Below are 15,035 nucleotides of genomic sequence, written 5' to 3' on the forward strand. Positions count from 1 at the left end.
ATTTGCGACCATGGCGAAAAAGGACGAAAAGGGATTAGTAACACCGGGCGAAGTAGCAAGTGCTATAAATCTAGAGAAATTAGGTTTTCTAGGTACGTTTGTAGGGTGGAGTTTAATGAAGATTTTAAAAATTTCTAAAATCAATGACTTTTATCTTGACAATAAACATTTGAAAGACCTTGATTTTTTAAATCGAATCTTAGAAGAGTACGAAATTAAGTTCGAAATTCCCGAAGAAGATTTAAAACGTCTTCCTAAAAGCGGCGCATTTATAACGGTATCTAATCATCCGCTTGGAGGTATAGATGGTGTCTTGTTATTAAAATTAATGCTTGAGCAGCGCGATGATTATAAAATCATGGCTAATTTTTTATTGAATCGTATAGAACCTTTACAGCCCTACATAATGCCTGTCAATCCGTTTGAAGACAGAAAGGATGTAAAATCGAGCGTGGCCGCGTTTAAAAATGCATTAATGCATTTAAAAGAAGGTCATCCGTTAGGGGTTTTTCCGGCTGGAGAGGTGTCTACCTATCGCGAAGGAAAATTAGTGGTCGATAAACCATGGGAAGCAGCAGCTTTAAAACTTGTTAAGCGGGCAGAGGTTCCTGTTGTTCCAATTTACTTTCATGCTAAAAATAGTAAGTTGTTTTACGAGCTTTCTAAACTTAGTGATACAATAAGAACAGCGAAGTTACCTTCAGAAGTTTTAACTCAGAAAAGACGTGTTATTAAGGTTAGAATAGGAAAACCAATTCCTGTTGCAGACCAAAAAGAACATGCAACTTTACCTGAGTTTTCAGAGTTTTTAAGACGGAAAACATATATGTTGGCCAATGCTTTCGAAGAGAAATCTAAAATTTTAAGCAGTTTATCATCAACATTAAATTTAAAAGCCAATAAAACACCAAAGCGTATTGTAACTCCTGGAGATTCTGCCTTAATGGAAGAAGAAGTGAAGCAGTTACGCGCTTTAGATTATAGATTATTACAAAGTAAAAACTACGAAGTCTTTTTAGCATCTTCTCGCGATATTCCTACCATTCTTAGAGAAATAGGCCGTTTACGAGAAATTACCTTCCGTGAGATTGGAGAAGGAACTAACGAATCTATAGATTTAGATAAGTTTGATGGGTATTATCACCATATGTTTTTATGGGATGATGAACAAAAAAAGATAGCTGGTGCCTATAGAATGGGCTTAGGATCTCAAATTTTTAAACAATATGGTATCGACGGATTTTATCTTCAGGATTTATTCCGTTTTGAGCCAGAATTACATAAAATGATGAGCGAGTCTATAGAGTTAGGACGCGCATTTATCATTAAAGAATTTCAGCAAAAACCAATGCCGCTCTTTTTGTTATGGCGAGGCATTGTGCATACCACCTTACGTTTTCCTAATCATAAATATTTAATTGGAGGTGTAAGCATTAGTAATCAGTTTTCTAACTTTTCAAAGTCGTTAATGATTGAGTTTATGAAATCTCATTATTACGATCCGTATGTGGCACAATATGTACATCCTAAAAAAGAATTTAAAGTAAAGCTGAAAGACGCCGATAAAGACTTTGTTTTCGATGCTACAGAAGCCGATTTAAATAAATTCGATAAAATTATTGATGAGGTTGAGCCTGGAAATTTAAGGTTGCCTGTATTACTAAAAAAATACATTAAGCAAAATGCCAGATTGGTGGCGTTTAATGTCGACCCGTTATTTAACAATGCTGTAGATGGTTTAATGTATATAAAAATTGAAGACTTACCAGAAAGTACTGTGCGTCCTGTTATGGAAGAGTTTCAAGAAGAATTAGAACGTAAATTCTCTGCTAACGGAACCGGCGAGCAGTCAAGTGCTACCGACGAGATTTAGAAATATATATTCAGAATATCTAAAAACACATTAAAGACCATTTAAAAAATGGTCTTTTTTTATGCGGTTAAGATTATAGAAATCATGGCTTCGGATAGCGTTAAAAATCTAAGTAAAAAAGAACTGAAATCAATATTTATTTAAGTTTTTTTGTGGGTGCTAATTCAGAGAAATGAACTCTAGAAATAGAACACTATGTTTAGGGTTTAGCCGTATACAATTTACAAACATTAAACTTTTATTAAAGTGTGTTTAGTTGTTTAGAATTAGTACCACTTTTGTAATACCATTCAAGGCTCTACACCAAATCGAAAATATATTTAATATGAAAAAAACGCTTAAAATAATAGGAATAGTTATTGGAATACTATTAGTATTCCTGATTGCTGCTCCCTTTTTATTCGAAGGAAAAATACTAGATATAGTAAAAAGTACAGTTAATAAAAATATAGATGCAGAATTCGATTTTGCAGATGCAGATGTGAGTTTTATTCGAAACTTTCCAGAAGTCTCTGTTTCTATAAACGACATGAGTATTTTAAATACAGGAACCTTTGCTGGCGAAACTCTAGTATCAGCAAAAAATGCAAATGTTAGTGTCCCGTTTATGCAGATTTTTAATAGTGCAGACGAAAGTTATACTATAAATACGTTTAGTATTGACGGTGCTATTGTTAATGTCCTTATCGACAAAGACGGGAATGTAAATTACGACATAGCTAAGAAGGATGGAACAAAGACTACAGAAGCTGTTTCAGAAGCACCTGCGAGTAACGTCTCTTTATCTATTCAGAAGTATGAAATCACGAATTCTCAAATTAAATACCACGACGAGCAAGGGAAAATGTATTTCGAATTAAACGATTTTAATCATTCTGGTACAGGAGACCTTTCTGCTGTAAAATCTGAATTGGATACCAAAACTAGCGGATTGATTTCTTTTGATATGGATGAAACCAATTATTTTAAAGACACACCAATTCAATTAGATGCTAAATTAGGAATCGATTTAGAACAGAACAGTTATACCTTTTTAGAAAACAAAGCCATAATCAATCAATTAGAATTGGTTTTCGATGGTTCGGTAAAACTTAACGAAGTGAGTCAAGATGTAGACCTTACATTTAAAACGCCGTCTTCAGATTTTAAAAACTTCTTAGCATTAATTCCCGAGGCATATTCTAAAGACATAGAAAACGTAGAAACCACAGGCGATTTTGTAGTGCAAGGTACAGTAAACGGAACTATAGATGAAGCACATATTCCGGCTTTTAATATTGGAATTACCTCTAATAACGCCTCGTTTAAATATCCAGATTTACCGCAATCGGTATCTAATATTACCATAGATACTAAGATTGCTAACGACACGGGAATTTTAGAACACACCTATGTTAATATAAATACCTTGACGTTTAAAATTGCACAAGACGTGTTTAGTGCCAATGCGACTATTAAAGAATTAATGGGTAATCCGTTAGTGAATGCCAACTTAAAAGGGCGTATTAATTTAGGAAATCTGTCGCAAGCCTATCCCTTTGAAGTGGAACAACAATTACAAGGAATTTTAGATGCTAACATTGCTACGGCTTTCGATATGAAAGCGATTGAAGATGGGAGATATCAGGATACTAAAAACAGTGGTTCGTTAGGATTAAGTGGATTTGAGTTTAATTCTGAAGATATGAAGAGTCCCATTCAAATTTCTAAAGCGGGTCTAACCTTCAATACTCAGAATGTAACTTTAAATACGTTTGATGCTAAAACTGGTCGTACAGACTTATCGGCAAAAGGAACAATAGATAATTTATTAGGTTTCATGTTTAACGACCAAATGCTTAAAGGAAACTTTACATTGAACTCTAACACCTTTGCTGTAAACGACTTTATGACGGAAAATGAAACTCCCGATAATACAGAATCTGTAGAACCTACAGAGAATACAAAAGCTGAAGTTGCAACTGTAGAGCAAATTAAAATTCCAGCATTTCTAGATGCGACAATTGTTGCAAATGCAAATACGGTGCTGTACGATAATTTGACACTTAAAGATGCTTCTGCTACCTTATTTGTAAAAGATGAAACGGTGACCTTAAAAGATTTTAAATCGAATATATTTGGCGGTCAAATCGCTTTAAACGGTGCGGTGTCTACCAAAGCAGACACACCGACCTTTGATGTGAAATTAGGCATGAAAAGTTTCGATATCGCAGAATCTTTTAACGGTTTAGAGTTATTACAAGCCTTAGCTCCAGTGGCTAAAGCCATGCAAGGTGTTTTAAATTCGAATTTTGAAATACATGGTGATTTAGGCAACGATTTTACACCTAATTTAAATACTATTTCAGGAACTGCATTGGCAGAAGTTTTGGTAACTAATTTTATTACAGAAGAAAGTAAAGTGTTAAGTACGTTGGTAAACCGTTTAGAATTTTTAAATTTTGATGCCGGTGAAACTAAGAAATTAAATACAACGCTAACGTTTAAAGACGGGCAAGTCCAGGTGAAACCTTTCGATTTTAAAGTAAAAGACATCTCTGTTGAGGTGTCTGGAAGTCATGGGTTCGACCAGTCTATAAATTATAATGCCATGTTCGATGTCCCGGCAAAATATCTTGGTAAAGAAGCACAAAACTTATTAGCCAAGTTAGACGATGCTGAGTCAAAAAATATTACTGTGCCTGTAAGCGCGAAGATAGGCGGTAGTGTTGGTAGTCCTTCTATTACTACAGATTTAAGTGCCACAGCAACAGCTTTAACTAATAAGCTGGTAGAGATGCAAAAGGACAAGTTATTAAATGAAGGCAGTAAGAAAGTTACAGATGCTTTGAATAGTTTTCTAGGCGGCAATACATCTAAAGATTCTACAAGCACAAATTCTGCTACCCAATCTAAAGATTCTGTAACCACAGATAATATTAAGAAAGCAGCCGATAAGCTATTAAACGGATTATTTGGAAGTAAAAAAGAGTAACGGTTTTAGAGAGTAATCTATTTTTATAATCGAAATACTATTAAATAAAAAAACGCTGAAGATTTTAGATCTTCAGCGTTTTTGTTTCGTTATAAAGAAGCGAACCATTCTTGAAATTTATCGCCAACCGCAAATACAGGTTTTGTATTTCCTCCTAGGGCATTTACAAGACTCATAATCCATAATGCAAGAGCAAAAAGTGAAATAAAAAATCCAATTACAGGAATAAAAAACAGTAAGCTTACTAAGAAAATCCCAAATGTTTGTCTCAAGTAAAATGAGCCTAATTCTGTTTTGTTATTACGATTTAAGAAGTAAGCTATTATCCATCCTAAAAAGTGTAGATGTGCAATTATAGCTACTGTTTTTCCGTCGCTCAGTGTTTTTTTAGCATCTTCGGCAAACTCGTTAGCAGTCTGCTTTCTGTCTTTGGTAAACTCATTAAATTTTTTCTTAGCTTCTTCAGAAAAATCATCAGCTTTCTTTTTAGAATCGTCAGCAAAGTCTGAAGCTTTTTCTTTGGCTTCTTCAAAAGATTTTTTGCTATCCTCAGAGAATTCATTGAATGTCTTTTTAGAATCTTCCGAGAATTTATCAGTTTTAGCCTTGGTGTCTTTAGAGAATTCGTCGGCCTTCTTTTTCATATCGTCTGAAAATTCCGAAGCTTCATTTTTAAGGTCGTCTACGGCTTCTTTAATGTCTTTATTCAATTCTGATGCTGAGGTTTTAGCATCTTCGAAACCTTTGTTGATATCATCAGTAAATGCATCAGATTTCTTGTCTATATGCTCTGAAGCATTATCTGTGTTTTTCTTTACATCTTCGTTTAAATTTTTCTTTTCGTCAGGCATAAGGTGTTAGTGTTTAAAAGGTTAGTAAAATAAAGGTAGTAAAAAAATGAATTGAATTATAAGAAGGCTGAATCTATAGGTTCCCACAATTCAATTTTATTGCCTTCGGGGTCTAGGATCCAACCAAACTTTCCGTATTCGTAAACTTCAATGTCACCAACAATTGTAACGCCTTCGTCTTTTAATGTCTCTAATAACTCGACTAAGTTTTCTACACGAAAATTCATCATAAATGGTTTGTCGCTCGGACTAAAATAAGTGGTGTCGTTCTTAAATGGAGACCATTGTGTGGAGCAGTCGTTTCCTTCTTTATCTTTCCACCAAAATGTACAGCCATAATCATCTACAGGCAAGCCTAGATGTTTGCCGTACCATGCTTTTGTAGCATCTGGGTTTTGAGTTTTAAAAAAGATGCCACCAAGTCCTGTTACACGTTTTTTCATGAGATTATATATGTTATTGTTTTTTAGTATTACGCTGTTGAATATGTAGGTAAATTTGCTCTTACGCGATGACTATCTTAAAGTGTTACGGTAAGTGATGATCCATTGCTGAGGCGTCATTTTTGTCACCAACTCACCAATAAGCTCGTAAGGAATATCGTCTATTTTTTTAAATCGGATACAGATTCTCCCCATGTCTAGTTTGTATTTAGAGTGTTTTGGGTATTGGGCTGTAAACCATTTTAAAAGCGCTTCATTGGCATAAATGCCGTTATGATACAGTGCAATATAATTTTTTTGAGAAGCAATATTTATAAATGGTAATGGTAGTTTTGGATTTGTATGATACCCATTTGGGTAGAGTTCATGTGGTACTACGTATCCAATCATGCCATAACTTATGGTTTCTTGAAAGCCACTAGGTAAGTGGTCTAGAATTACTTGTCGTAATCTAGATATGGGAGCTTTGCGCCTCTCTGGAAGATTGTTAATATAATCTTCAGGAGTTTTAGCAATGTGAGTCATTAAGTTATTGTTAAGCTATCGTTAAGGTAGCTTAAAGTTACATAAATTTTTCTTGAATTTTATCGACTATTGTTTGCGCTAATTTTTCTTTGCTTTCAATAGTCCATCCTGCAACATGTGGTGTAAGTAATACATTCTCAGACTGAATTAAATGGTTGAAAGCTTCAGGCATATTATCTGCAGTAAATAAATTTTCGAAAGATGTTTTTTCGTATTCTAAAACATCTAATCCAGCACCTAGAATGTGACCCGATTTTAATGCTGAAACCAAATCGGTTGTCACTACACTTTTACCTCTGGCTGTATTGAAAAACCAGAATGGTTTTTTGAAGCCGTTAATAAATTCTGCATTAATCATGTTTTGAGTAAGTGGTGTTTGTGGCACATGTAAACTCACTACATCAACTTGGTTTTGGAACGTTTCTAGGTCTACTTGTTTTGCATTTTCGTTACCAACACCAGCTTTAATGTCGTAACACAATACGTTGACATCGAAACCGCGTAATTTTTTAGAAAATGCATTTCCCATGTTTCCGTAACCAATAATCCCAACTGTTTTTCCGTCGAGTTCTATGCCGCGATTAGCTTCGCGTAACCAGTTGCCTTCGCGAACTTCGTGGTCAGCTTTATTGAGTTTGTTGAATAGTGAAAGCAACATACCTAATGTATGTTCGCCAACCGCATTCCTATTGCCTTCGGGAGCAGAAATAAGATATACACCTTTAGATTGGGCATAATCGCAATCTATATTTTCTAAACCAGCCCCTACACGGCCAATAAATTTTAAGTTTTTTGCAGCATCTAAAAATTGCTTATCGATAGTAAAACGACTTCTTATAATAATACCATCGTATTGATGAATTTTAGCTTCTACCTCTGATTTTGTTGATGTAAAGTCGTCGTGATTGGTGAATCCAAAATCGATGAGTTGTTGTTTTAAAAGCGGATGATTACTATCCAGATGAAGAATGTTCATAGTGCTGAAAAAATTAGAGTTCAAATTTACGAACTTTTGCGTTACCGATTGAGCGATTTGTTTATCTTCATTTTTAGGTTTTTCAATCTAAAAAAGAGAGTTGTGAAAGCCTGACCCCATTTCGGGAACGCCCCAATTAAAACCCGAGCATGGCTTTAGCAATTAAGAAGTAAATTAGAATACCAAACACATCGTTACTCGTGGTAATAAATGGTCCTGTGGCTACAGCAGGATCTATGCCGCGTTTATCTAAAATAATAGGAATAAATGTACCTATGAGTGCCGCCATTACAATTACAGCAATTAGTGCTAAACCAATGGTTATAGATACGGTATATGGTGTGCCAAAAGCGAAATGTGTAACGCATAAAGCGATTAGGGCAATGGCCAAACCGTTGACTAAACCTAGGGTGAATTCTTTAAATAATTGCCTGACTAAACTGCTATCCATGGTGTTGTTGGCTAAGCCCTGAACGACTATGGCAGACGATTGTACACCTACATTTCCAGCGGTTGCTTGTATTAGTGGCACAAAACTTAGCAGAATAATATAGTCGCCCATGGCGCCGCTAAAACTGTTTATAATGCTTGCGGCTCCTAAACCCCCAAACATACCAATTAGTAACCATGGTAAGCGGGCTTTGGTTAGTTTCCAAATGCTATCGTCGGCCTCGACATCTCGAGTAATACCGGCAGCAAGTTGGTAGTCTTTTTCGGCTTCTTCTCGAATAACATCTACAATATCATCGATGGTAATACGACCTAAAAGAATGAAGTTTTTATCGACTACAGGAATGGCTTCCAAGTCGTATTTTTGCATGATATTAGCGACTTCCTCTACATCTTCAGTAACATACACATAATCTACTTTAGGAATGTAAACATCTGAAATATGTGCTCTTGGAGACGCTATTAAAAGATCTTTTAACGATAAGCGACCAATAAGCTTTTGATTATCGTCTACCACATAAATAGAATGTACGCGAGTGACCTCTTCGGCCTGTGCACGCATTTCTTTTACACATTGGGTAACGGTCCAGTTCTCGTTAACTTTTACAAGTTCTTTGGCCATTAATCCACCTGCCACATTATCGTCGTAACGCAATAGGTCTTTAATGTGTTGTGCGTGTTCTTGATCTTCAATGTGGTCGATTACGAGTTGCTGACGATCGTCTGATAATTCAGAAATCATGTCTACCGCATCATCGGTATCCAGTTCGTCAATTTCTTCGGCAATTTCTTTTGCAGAGAGTGTATCTAGAATTTTTTCACGAGTATCCTCGTCTAATTCCATTAATACTTCCGAAGTTTTTTCACTATCTAAAAGTTTAATCACATAAGTGGCGTGATTAATATCTGTTTCTTCTAGAATTTCGGCAATATCAGCGTGGTGATAATCACTTAAAAGTTCTAAGATGTTTGCATCATCTTTAGACTCAATTAACTGTTCCACATTTTCAATAAGTTCATCACTTATTTTAAACTGAATATTGTCTTCGTTTTCTTCCACTATTCTTGTGTCTTTAAATCGATTTCTATACGTTTAGTTAACGCGATAAATTGTGCTACCGAAAGTTGTTCCGGACGTTGCCCAAAGATACTATCTTCTCTTAAACTATCGGATAGATTGAATGTTTTTAAACTGTTACGAAGTGTTTTTCTGCGTTGCTGAAAAGCGGCTTTTACAACCTTAAATAGCATGGCTTCGTCACAGTCTAAACTATAGTCTTCTTTTCGTGTTAATCGCAACACACCAGAATCTACTTTTGGTGGCGGATTAAATACATGTGGTGGTACGGTAAACAAGTATTCTGCATCGTAAAAAGCTTGAGTAAGTACCGATAAAATACCGTAGGCTTTACTACCTTCTTTTTCACAAATACGTTGCGCCACTTCTTTTTGAAACATTCCAGAAAATTCAGGAATTTGATCCCGCATTTCTAAAGTTTTAAATACAATTTGGGTAGAAATATTATACGGGTAATTTCCTATAACAGCAAACGATTCGCCTTTAAAAACCTCGTTAATATCGTACTTTAAGAAATCTTTCTCGATAACACGATCTGCTAAGTTTAAATAGTTAGCTTTTAAGTACTCTACCGATTCAGAATCAATTTCTACCACATAGGTTTTTGTAGGCTTGTCAAGCAAATATTTGGTTAAAACCCCCATTCCAGGGCCAATTTCCAGAACATTTTTATACCCTTCGAAAGATAGCGAATTTGCTATTTTTTCGGCAATAGATTCGTCGTTAAGGAAATGCTGACCTAAATGTTTTTTTGCTTTTACCGTCATGTATATTACTGTTTTGTTACGCTGTAAACATCTACAACTTCTAGTTCTGTTCTAAAAGCTAATACGTTTTCACCGAATTTATTAAAGGCTTCTTTGCGAAGTAATTCTGCAAATTGGCTGTAATATCTATCTAAATCTTCGCGTGTTTCTGCACGGTATTGTACAGAATAGGTTTTGCCTCCCATTTCTTCTTCTATAAGTACGCGAGTTAGTTTAGCTTCGTAAAAAGTGCCAACTGAAAGTACTTGCGGGATATGTTCTTGTTTCATCCATGTGATCCAAGTGTCGTGTACGGCATCGCTTACATTAGAGGTTACGTTATAGATATACATATTTAATTGAATTTTTTGCAAATAACAACAACTCATCGCCACGAACAAAATGAATTCCTGTTTTTTGGTAAGTTAGTCCTAATTTTTTAAGAAATTTAACGCAATCACTATTTGTTGTGCATGAATTTGAGAGGTGTAAACGAATTCTTATGTTTAGATAAATTAAAGCTGATTTTTAATTAATTTTACCGCGATTCTTATAAAGGTGAAAATTTACAGTAATGTGACCATTTTAACTAGAGTAGGCGGAATCAAAATAACTAAAAAATAAACCAATGTTAAGAGGTATTTCTCCTTTAATTAGTCCAGAATTATTAAAAGTATTAGCCGAAATGGGACATGGTGAGGAAATTGTCTTTGCCGATGCGCATTTTCCTGCCTATACCTATAACACAAAAGTGTTGAGGTTAGATGGCGTTAAAATACCAGATTTATTGTTGGGTGTTTTACCGCTTTTTATGCTAGATAGTTACGATCCGTCACCCTTAATTATGATGGATGCTGTTCCTGGAGATACATTAGATGCGAATGTACAAAACAGTTATCTTAACAGTATACACCATATTTATCCAGAAGCTCCCGAAATAAAGCATATAGAACGTTTCGCATTTTACGAACGTACAATCAAAGCGTATGCTGTGGTGGTTACAGGTGAAACAGCAAAATATGGTAATATTATTCTTAAAAAAGGTGTAACGCCTATCTTATAAAAATGAAGTTAAGGCTTAAGTGTTTTAGAAAATAACAACAATTCTTTCCCGTCTGAAAAAGGTGTGACGTTTTTCTGATACGTTAATCCTAGTTTTTCGAGTAATTTAATGGAAGCAGAATTCTCTGGAGAGACAATAGCTAATACTTCTTTTAAATTGAATTTTGTCTCAGCTAGCTTTATAATTTCTAGAGCCGATTCTGATCCCAAACCTTGGCGCTCGTATGCTGGTAAAAATGCAAATCCAATATCTACACCATCAAGCTCTGGACGTTTTATCAATCCGCAAACACCAATAGGTGATAGGTTTTCAGATTTTAAAAGTAATTTATAAAACCCAAAACCATGCTCGCGATAACTTTTAAGATGCGTGTTTGTAATTACGTTTTTTGCATCCTCTAACGTTTTTATATTACGGTCTCCAATATGCTCTAGCCAATGAGGCGTGTTCATGAGTTCTAGAATAAATGGTGCGTCAGACGTGTTTAATTCTTCAAAATATAATCTTTTGGTTGCAGATATATACATGAGTTATTGATTTAAATCGTCGCCACGCAATTTTCTATATTGCGCTCGTGATTCTACAAAATAGATGCTACCTTCAAAATTAAAAATAATGTATTCGTAAAGCGGTTTTGCTTTTTCAGGTAAATTTAGAGTGGTGTTGTATAATTGTGCCAAAGCAATATAGGCATCGTCTGTTAATAATCCGTCTTTATGATTTGCTATAAGCAGTAGGTAATTGTTTTCTGCTTTATCGTATACTTTTTGTGTCTCGAATAATTGCGCTTGTTTGTATAAGGCTTGTTCCGAAATAGGTTCGGACGCATGATTTTTTAATAAGGTGTCTAAAACGACTATCGCTTCTTTAGGTTTGTTTTGGTAGGCTAATAAATCGGCTTTAGCGTATAGTTTTAATGCGGTTTGAGTTGAGTCTTCATATTTGTTATCAGAAATTAAAAGTTTTAAATCTAAGGCATCGTTAGCAATTAATTGCGAAGTCGATTGTTTTAAAATATTTAATTGCGATTCTGCCCATTTAAAATCGCCTTTATAATAACTTGTTCTTGCTACTCTAAATCTAGCCTCTTGAGATATGGTACTGTTTTTTAAGCTACGTTGTATTTGGGTGTAATAAATTAAAGCCTCGTTAAATTTTTCTTGCAACACTAAAATATCACCTAATTCTAATTTTACTTCAGCAATTTGGTTCTCATTTAAATTTAAATTTAGCATTTGCTTTAAAAACACTTCAGCATCGCGAATTTCATGTAAATTAAAGGCTAGGAAATGTCCGTAAGCAATTTGGAGTTTTAAGGTTTGCGTTTGTGTTCCGTAATTCTCGAAAAGTTTTAGGTATTCCGACTGAATAGATTTATAATCTTTTTCTGAAGCTAATTCTGTTTCAAGTTGTAATACATTATAATGTGCTCTTAGTTTTGTGTCTGTATCTTGAGACGTTTCTATAATGTAATTGTAAACGGCTGTTGCAGTATCGAAATCCTTTTCATCGGTGGCTATAGAGCCTAATTCGGCCATGCGGTTTAAACTTTCTGGAAGTCTGTTATAAATTGCTTTTTCTTGCGTAAATGCTTTATTGAATTCTTTTTGCTGAATAAATAACCAACTCAATAATTCGTTCCAAATTAAATCTGGATTTTGTTGAATCTTTTTAAGTATGGTTTTTCTTAGAATTGTATTGTTTTCGTTACTCGGATTTTCATTTAAAAAATCGCTAAATAAACGTTTTAAGTCGTTAATATAGATGGGGTTTTTATCCAGGAAGTCGATGTAACTTACAAACATTTTTTCAACATTTCCTTGCTCGCCATAAATTTGAGATAACTGCATGCTAAAATCTAAGCTTTCGTTTAAAGACATTGCTTTTTTATAAGCACGAATGGCATAATCTCACATAACGAATAGTCTTGAAATTGTCTAGCAACAGAATATACATAACTTGTATTTTCTTCTAAACTTTGTATTGCTTTCTCGTAATTTTCGTCGGCTAGAATTTGCTTGTCTTGTAGTTGGTAATTATGGCCTAAATCGACATAAAACGAGGGGTATTTCATCTGTTCAATAGATGTTTTTAAAAGTAACTCGGCCTCATTGTATTGCTGTAATTGTATTTGTGTTTCAGCAAGTGCTTTAATGTAATTTATGTTGGTGGGATTCTTATCGTATAGCTTTTGGTAGGAGAGTAGAGCTTTCTCGAAATCTCCATTTTTAAAGTATTGTTTGGCCATAATGTCCTGTTGCGAATACACGCAAACACTTAAAAGCATACAGCAAACAATTATAAATTTCATAGTTTTTTAGATTCTGGTAAAGATAGGAAAGTGGGTAGTAACAACAGAAAAACTAGGGCATAAAAAATGCCTGATAAAATCAGGCATTTATACCAACCAAAATAAAAGTGCTATTAATCTACTGTCAACCCAATATGATTCAATTACTCCGTTGGATACTTTTATACTGTGTATATTTTTTGTTTGCGTGTAAAAAACTCAATTTTTAAACTCTGTTTTAATGCAAACTTTTTGTAAATCTTAATTTGAAGATACTAACTTCCTAATAAATATCTAATATTCAAAATTTACAAGAATAAAATCGTTAAACGACATGTTTTTTTAGTATTTCATCGAAACTACTACGGTTTTACCGTAAAGTTTTGTACAAAAATTTGATTTTAAAAACCATTAGTCAATAATAGAAAAACCTGTATATGGTACTAATACTTCTGGAATAACAATACCTTTTTCTGTTTGGCAATTTTCTAAAATTCCAGCCAAAACTCGAGGTAAAGCTAACGAACTTCCGTTTAATGTATGTGCCAATTCATTCTTCCCATCTTTATTTTTAAAACGTAATTTTAAACGGTTAGCTTGAAAAGTTTCAAAGTTAGATACAGATGAAATTTCTAACCAACGATCTTGAGCCGTAGAGAAAACCTCGAAATCGAAAGTTAATGCCGATGTAAACCCTAAATCACCACCGCATAATCTTAAAATTCTATATGGTAATTTTAAATCTTCAAGTATGGTTTTTACGTGCGCTACCATACCATCTAAAGCCTTGTAAGAATTGTCTGGATGCTCGACGCGTAAAATTTCAACTTTATCGAATTGGTGTAAACGGTTTAAACCTCTAACGTGTGCACCGTAACTTCCAGCTTCACGTCTAAAACATGGCGTATAACCTGTAATCCCGATTGGTAAATCGCTTTCGTTTAAAACCACATCTCTAAAAATGTTAGTTCCTGGAACTTCTGCAGTTGGGATTAAATATAAATTATCTGCAGTAACGTGGTACATTTGTCCCTCTTTATCTGGCAATTGTCCTGTTCCAAATCCAGACGCTTCGTTTACTAAATGCGGTAATTGGTATTCGGTATAACCAGCAGCCGTGTTTTTATCTAAAAAGTATGCAATTAAGGCACGTTGCAAGCGGGCACCTTTCCCTTTGTAAACGGGGAAACCAGCACCTGCAATTTTGTTTCCTAATTCAAAATCTATAATGTCGTATTTTTTCGCTAATTCCCAGTGAGGCATTGCGCCATCGTATAAGGTAGGAATATCTCCAGCTCTAAAAATTTCTTCATTATCATCTTCAGAGTTTCCTGCAGGAACCGTATCGTTAGGTACGTTCGGGATTTTATATAACAATTGGTTTAAACCATCAGATGTTTCCGATAATTTTTCAGTTAATTCCTTAGACAACTCTTTTAAAGCGCCACTTTTTTCTTTTAAAATGTTCGCTTTTTGTACTTCACCACTTTTAAATAAATTCCCTATTTCTTTCGATAATGTATTGGCTTCTGCTAAAGTATTATCCAATTGAGCTTGTGTACTTCTACGTGCTTCATCAAGGTCAAGCACTTCAGAAATCATATCTGTAGCATCAATGTTTCGCTTTGCTAAATTTGCAATAATGCGGTCTTTATTATCTCTTATAAAAGGTATTTGTAACATCTTTTTTTTATTTGGGCGTTTCTTGTTTTTCAACAAGACCAGGCTTTTCGCTATATCTTTTTTACACGTTTAAATAGGTGTGC

At 34.6% G+C, this 15,035-nt stretch carries 14 protein-coding genes; 3 read left to right on the forward strand and 11 right to left on the reverse strand.

The window, feature by feature from the left end; all coding sequences use genetic code 11:
* Nucleotides 1–10: 10 nt before the first annotated feature.
* The gene (locus BN863_RS00655; RefSeq protein ID WP_038526196.1) at nt 11–1,873 is read left to right on the forward strand and encodes a GNAT family N-acyltransferase; all 1,863 of its coding nucleotides are present in this window, start codon (nt 11–13) and stop codon (nt 1,871–1,873) included.
* 325 nt (nt 1,874–2,198) lie between these two features.
* Nucleotides 2,199–4,847, forward strand: a complete 2,649-nt coding sequence (locus BN863_RS00660) for an AsmA-like C-terminal region-containing protein (protein ID WP_038526200.1) — start codon at nt 2,199–2,201, stop codon at nt 4,845–4,847.
* Between the two features lie 89 nt (nt 4,848–4,936).
* Here the strand turns inward: BN863_RS00660 and BN863_RS18640 are convergent, their stop codons facing one another.
* The 7 genes from BN863_RS18640 to BN863_RS00695 all read right to left on the reverse strand — a co-directional run bounded on the left by BN863_RS18640 (nt 4,937) and on the right by BN863_RS00695 (nt 10,269).
* Nucleotides 4,937–5,698: a DUF4870 domain-containing protein gene (locus BN863_RS18640; protein ID WP_193363887.1), complete on the reverse strand. Its 762-nt coding sequence runs from the start codon at nt 5,696–5,698 to the stop codon at nt 4,937–4,939.
* A 56-nt stretch (nt 5,699–5,754) separates the two neighbouring features.
* Nucleotides 5,755–6,141, reverse strand: coding sequence for a VOC family protein (locus BN863_RS00670; RefSeq protein ID WP_038526203.1), 387 nt, complete (start codon nt 6,139–6,141; stop codon nt 5,755–5,757).
* A 72-nt stretch (nt 6,142–6,213) separates the two neighbouring features.
* Nucleotides 6,214–6,666 (reverse strand): DUF1801 domain-containing protein, encoded by a 453-nt coding sequence (locus BN863_RS00675; RefSeq protein ID WP_038526206.1) that lies wholly within the window; start codon nt 6,664–6,666, stop codon nt 6,214–6,216.
* A 37-nt stretch (nt 6,667–6,703) separates the two neighbouring features.
* The gene (locus tag BN863_RS00680; RefSeq protein ID WP_038526208.1) at nt 6,704–7,642 is read right to left on the reverse strand and encodes a 2-hydroxyacid dehydrogenase; all 939 of its coding nucleotides are present in this window, start codon (nt 7,640–7,642) and stop codon (nt 6,704–6,706) included.
* Between the two features lie 136 nt (nt 7,643–7,778).
* Nucleotides 7,779–9,152, reverse strand: a complete 1,374-nt coding sequence (gene mgtE / locus BN863_RS00685) for a magnesium transporter (RefSeq protein WP_084817440.1) — start codon at nt 9,150–9,152, stop codon at nt 7,779–7,781.
* Nucleotides 9,152–9,937, reverse strand: coding sequence for a 16S rRNA (adenine(1518)-N(6)/adenine(1519)-N(6))-dimethyltransferase RsmA (gene rsmA, locus BN863_RS00690; RefSeq protein ID WP_038526211.1), 786 nt, complete (start codon nt 9,935–9,937; stop codon nt 9,152–9,154). Before rsmA ends, mgtE begins: the two co-directional genes overlap by 1 nt.
* Nucleotides 9,938–9,942: 5 nt before the next feature.
* Nucleotides 9,943–10,269, reverse strand: a complete 327-nt coding sequence (locus BN863_RS00695) for a DUF4286 family protein (RefSeq protein ID WP_038526214.1) — start codon at nt 10,267–10,269, stop codon at nt 9,943–9,945.
* 275 nt (nt 10,270–10,544) lie between these two features.
* Between BN863_RS00695 and fucU the strand changes: the two genes are divergently transcribed.
* Nucleotides 10,545–10,979, forward strand: coding sequence for an L-fucose mutarotase (gene fucU, locus BN863_RS00700; RefSeq protein WP_038526217.1), 435 nt, complete (start codon nt 10,545–10,547; stop codon nt 10,977–10,979).
* A gap of 8 nt (nt 10,980–10,987) precedes the next feature.
* Here the strand turns inward: fucU and BN863_RS00705 are convergent, their stop codons facing one another.
* The 4 genes from BN863_RS00705 to serS form a co-directional block, all read right to left on the reverse strand.
* Nucleotides 10,988–11,506, reverse strand: coding sequence for a GNAT family N-acetyltransferase (locus BN863_RS00705; protein ID WP_038526220.1), 519 nt, complete (start codon nt 11,504–11,506; stop codon nt 10,988–10,990).
* Nucleotides 11,507–11,509: 3 nt separating this feature from the next.
* Entirely contained in the window at nt 11,510–12,859 is a 1,350-nt protein-coding gene (locus tag BN863_RS00710; protein WP_242404057.1) for a tetratricopeptide repeat protein, read from the reverse strand.
* Nucleotides 12,850–13,290 carry a tetratricopeptide repeat protein gene (locus BN863_RS18710; protein ID WP_242404058.1) on the reverse strand — a complete coding sequence of 147 codons (441 nt, stop codon included), beginning with the start codon at nt 13,288–13,290 and terminating at the stop codon, nt 12,850–12,852. The genes BN863_RS00710 and BN863_RS18710 overlap by 10 nt, the downstream gene beginning before the upstream one ends.
* Nucleotides 13,291–13,680: 390 nt before the next feature.
* Complete coding sequence (serS, locus tag BN863_RS00715; RefSeq protein ID WP_038526223.1) at nt 13,681–14,952, reverse strand: serine--tRNA ligase; 1,272 nt, start codon at nt 14,950–14,952, stop codon at nt 13,681–13,683.
* Between the last annotated feature and the right edge of the window lie 83 nt (nt 14,953–15,035).

Origin of the sequence: Formosa agariphila KMM 3901 (genome assembly GCF_000723205.1) — a bacterium.
Taxonomy (GTDB): domain Bacteria; phylum Bacteroidota; class Bacteroidia; order Flavobacteriales; family Flavobacteriaceae; genus Formosa; species Formosa agariphila.

Excerpts from the sequence above, each read along its gene's own strand:
- BN863_RS18710 (WP_242404058.1), bottom strand. The coding sequence starts at position 13,290 with ATGAAATTTATAATTGTTTGCTGTATGCTTTTAAGTGTTTGCGTGTAT.
- BN863_RS00670 (WP_038526203.1), bottom strand. The coding sequence starts at position 6,141 with ATGAAAAAACGTGTAACAGGACTTGGTGGCATCTTTTTTAAAACTCAA.
- BN863_RS00675 (WP_038526206.1), bottom strand. The coding sequence starts at position 6,666 with ATGACTCACATTGCTAAAACTCCTGAAGATTATATTAACAATCTTCCA.
- serS (WP_038526223.1), bottom strand. The coding sequence starts at position 14,952 with ATGTTACAAATACCTTTTATAAGAGATAATAAAGACCGCATTATTGCA.
- BN863_RS18640 (WP_193363887.1), bottom strand. The coding sequence starts at position 5,698 with ATGCCTGACGAAAAGAAAAATTTAAACGAAGATGTAAAGAAAAACACA.
- BN863_RS00660 (WP_038526200.1), top strand. The coding sequence starts at position 2,199 with ATGAAAAAAACGCTTAAAATAATAGGAATAGTTATTGGAATACTATTA.
- BN863_RS00695 (WP_038526214.1), bottom strand. The coding sequence starts at position 10,269 with ATGTATATCTATAACGTAACCTCTAATGTAAGCGATGCCGTACACGAC.
- BN863_RS00705 (WP_038526220.1), bottom strand. The coding sequence starts at position 11,506 with ATGTATATATCTGCAACCAAAAGATTATATTTTGAAGAATTAAACACG.
- BN863_RS00710 (WP_242404057.1), bottom strand. The coding sequence starts at position 12,859 with ATGTCTTTAAACGAAAGCTTAGATTTTAGCATGCAGTTATCTCAAATT.
- BN863_RS00680 (WP_038526208.1), bottom strand. The coding sequence starts at position 7,642 with ATGAACATTCTTCATCTGGATAGTAATCATCCGCTTTTAAAACAACAA.
- BN863_RS00655 (WP_038526196.1), top strand. The coding sequence starts at position 11 with ATGGCGAAAAAGGACGAAAAGGGATTAGTAACACCGGGCGAAGTAGCA.
- rsmA (WP_038526211.1), bottom strand. The coding sequence starts at position 9,937 with ATGACGGTAAAAGCAAAAAAACATTTAGGTCAGCATTTCCTTAACGAC.
- fucU (WP_038526217.1), top strand. The coding sequence starts at position 10,545 with ATGTTAAGAGGTATTTCTCCTTTAATTAGTCCAGAATTATTAAAAGTA.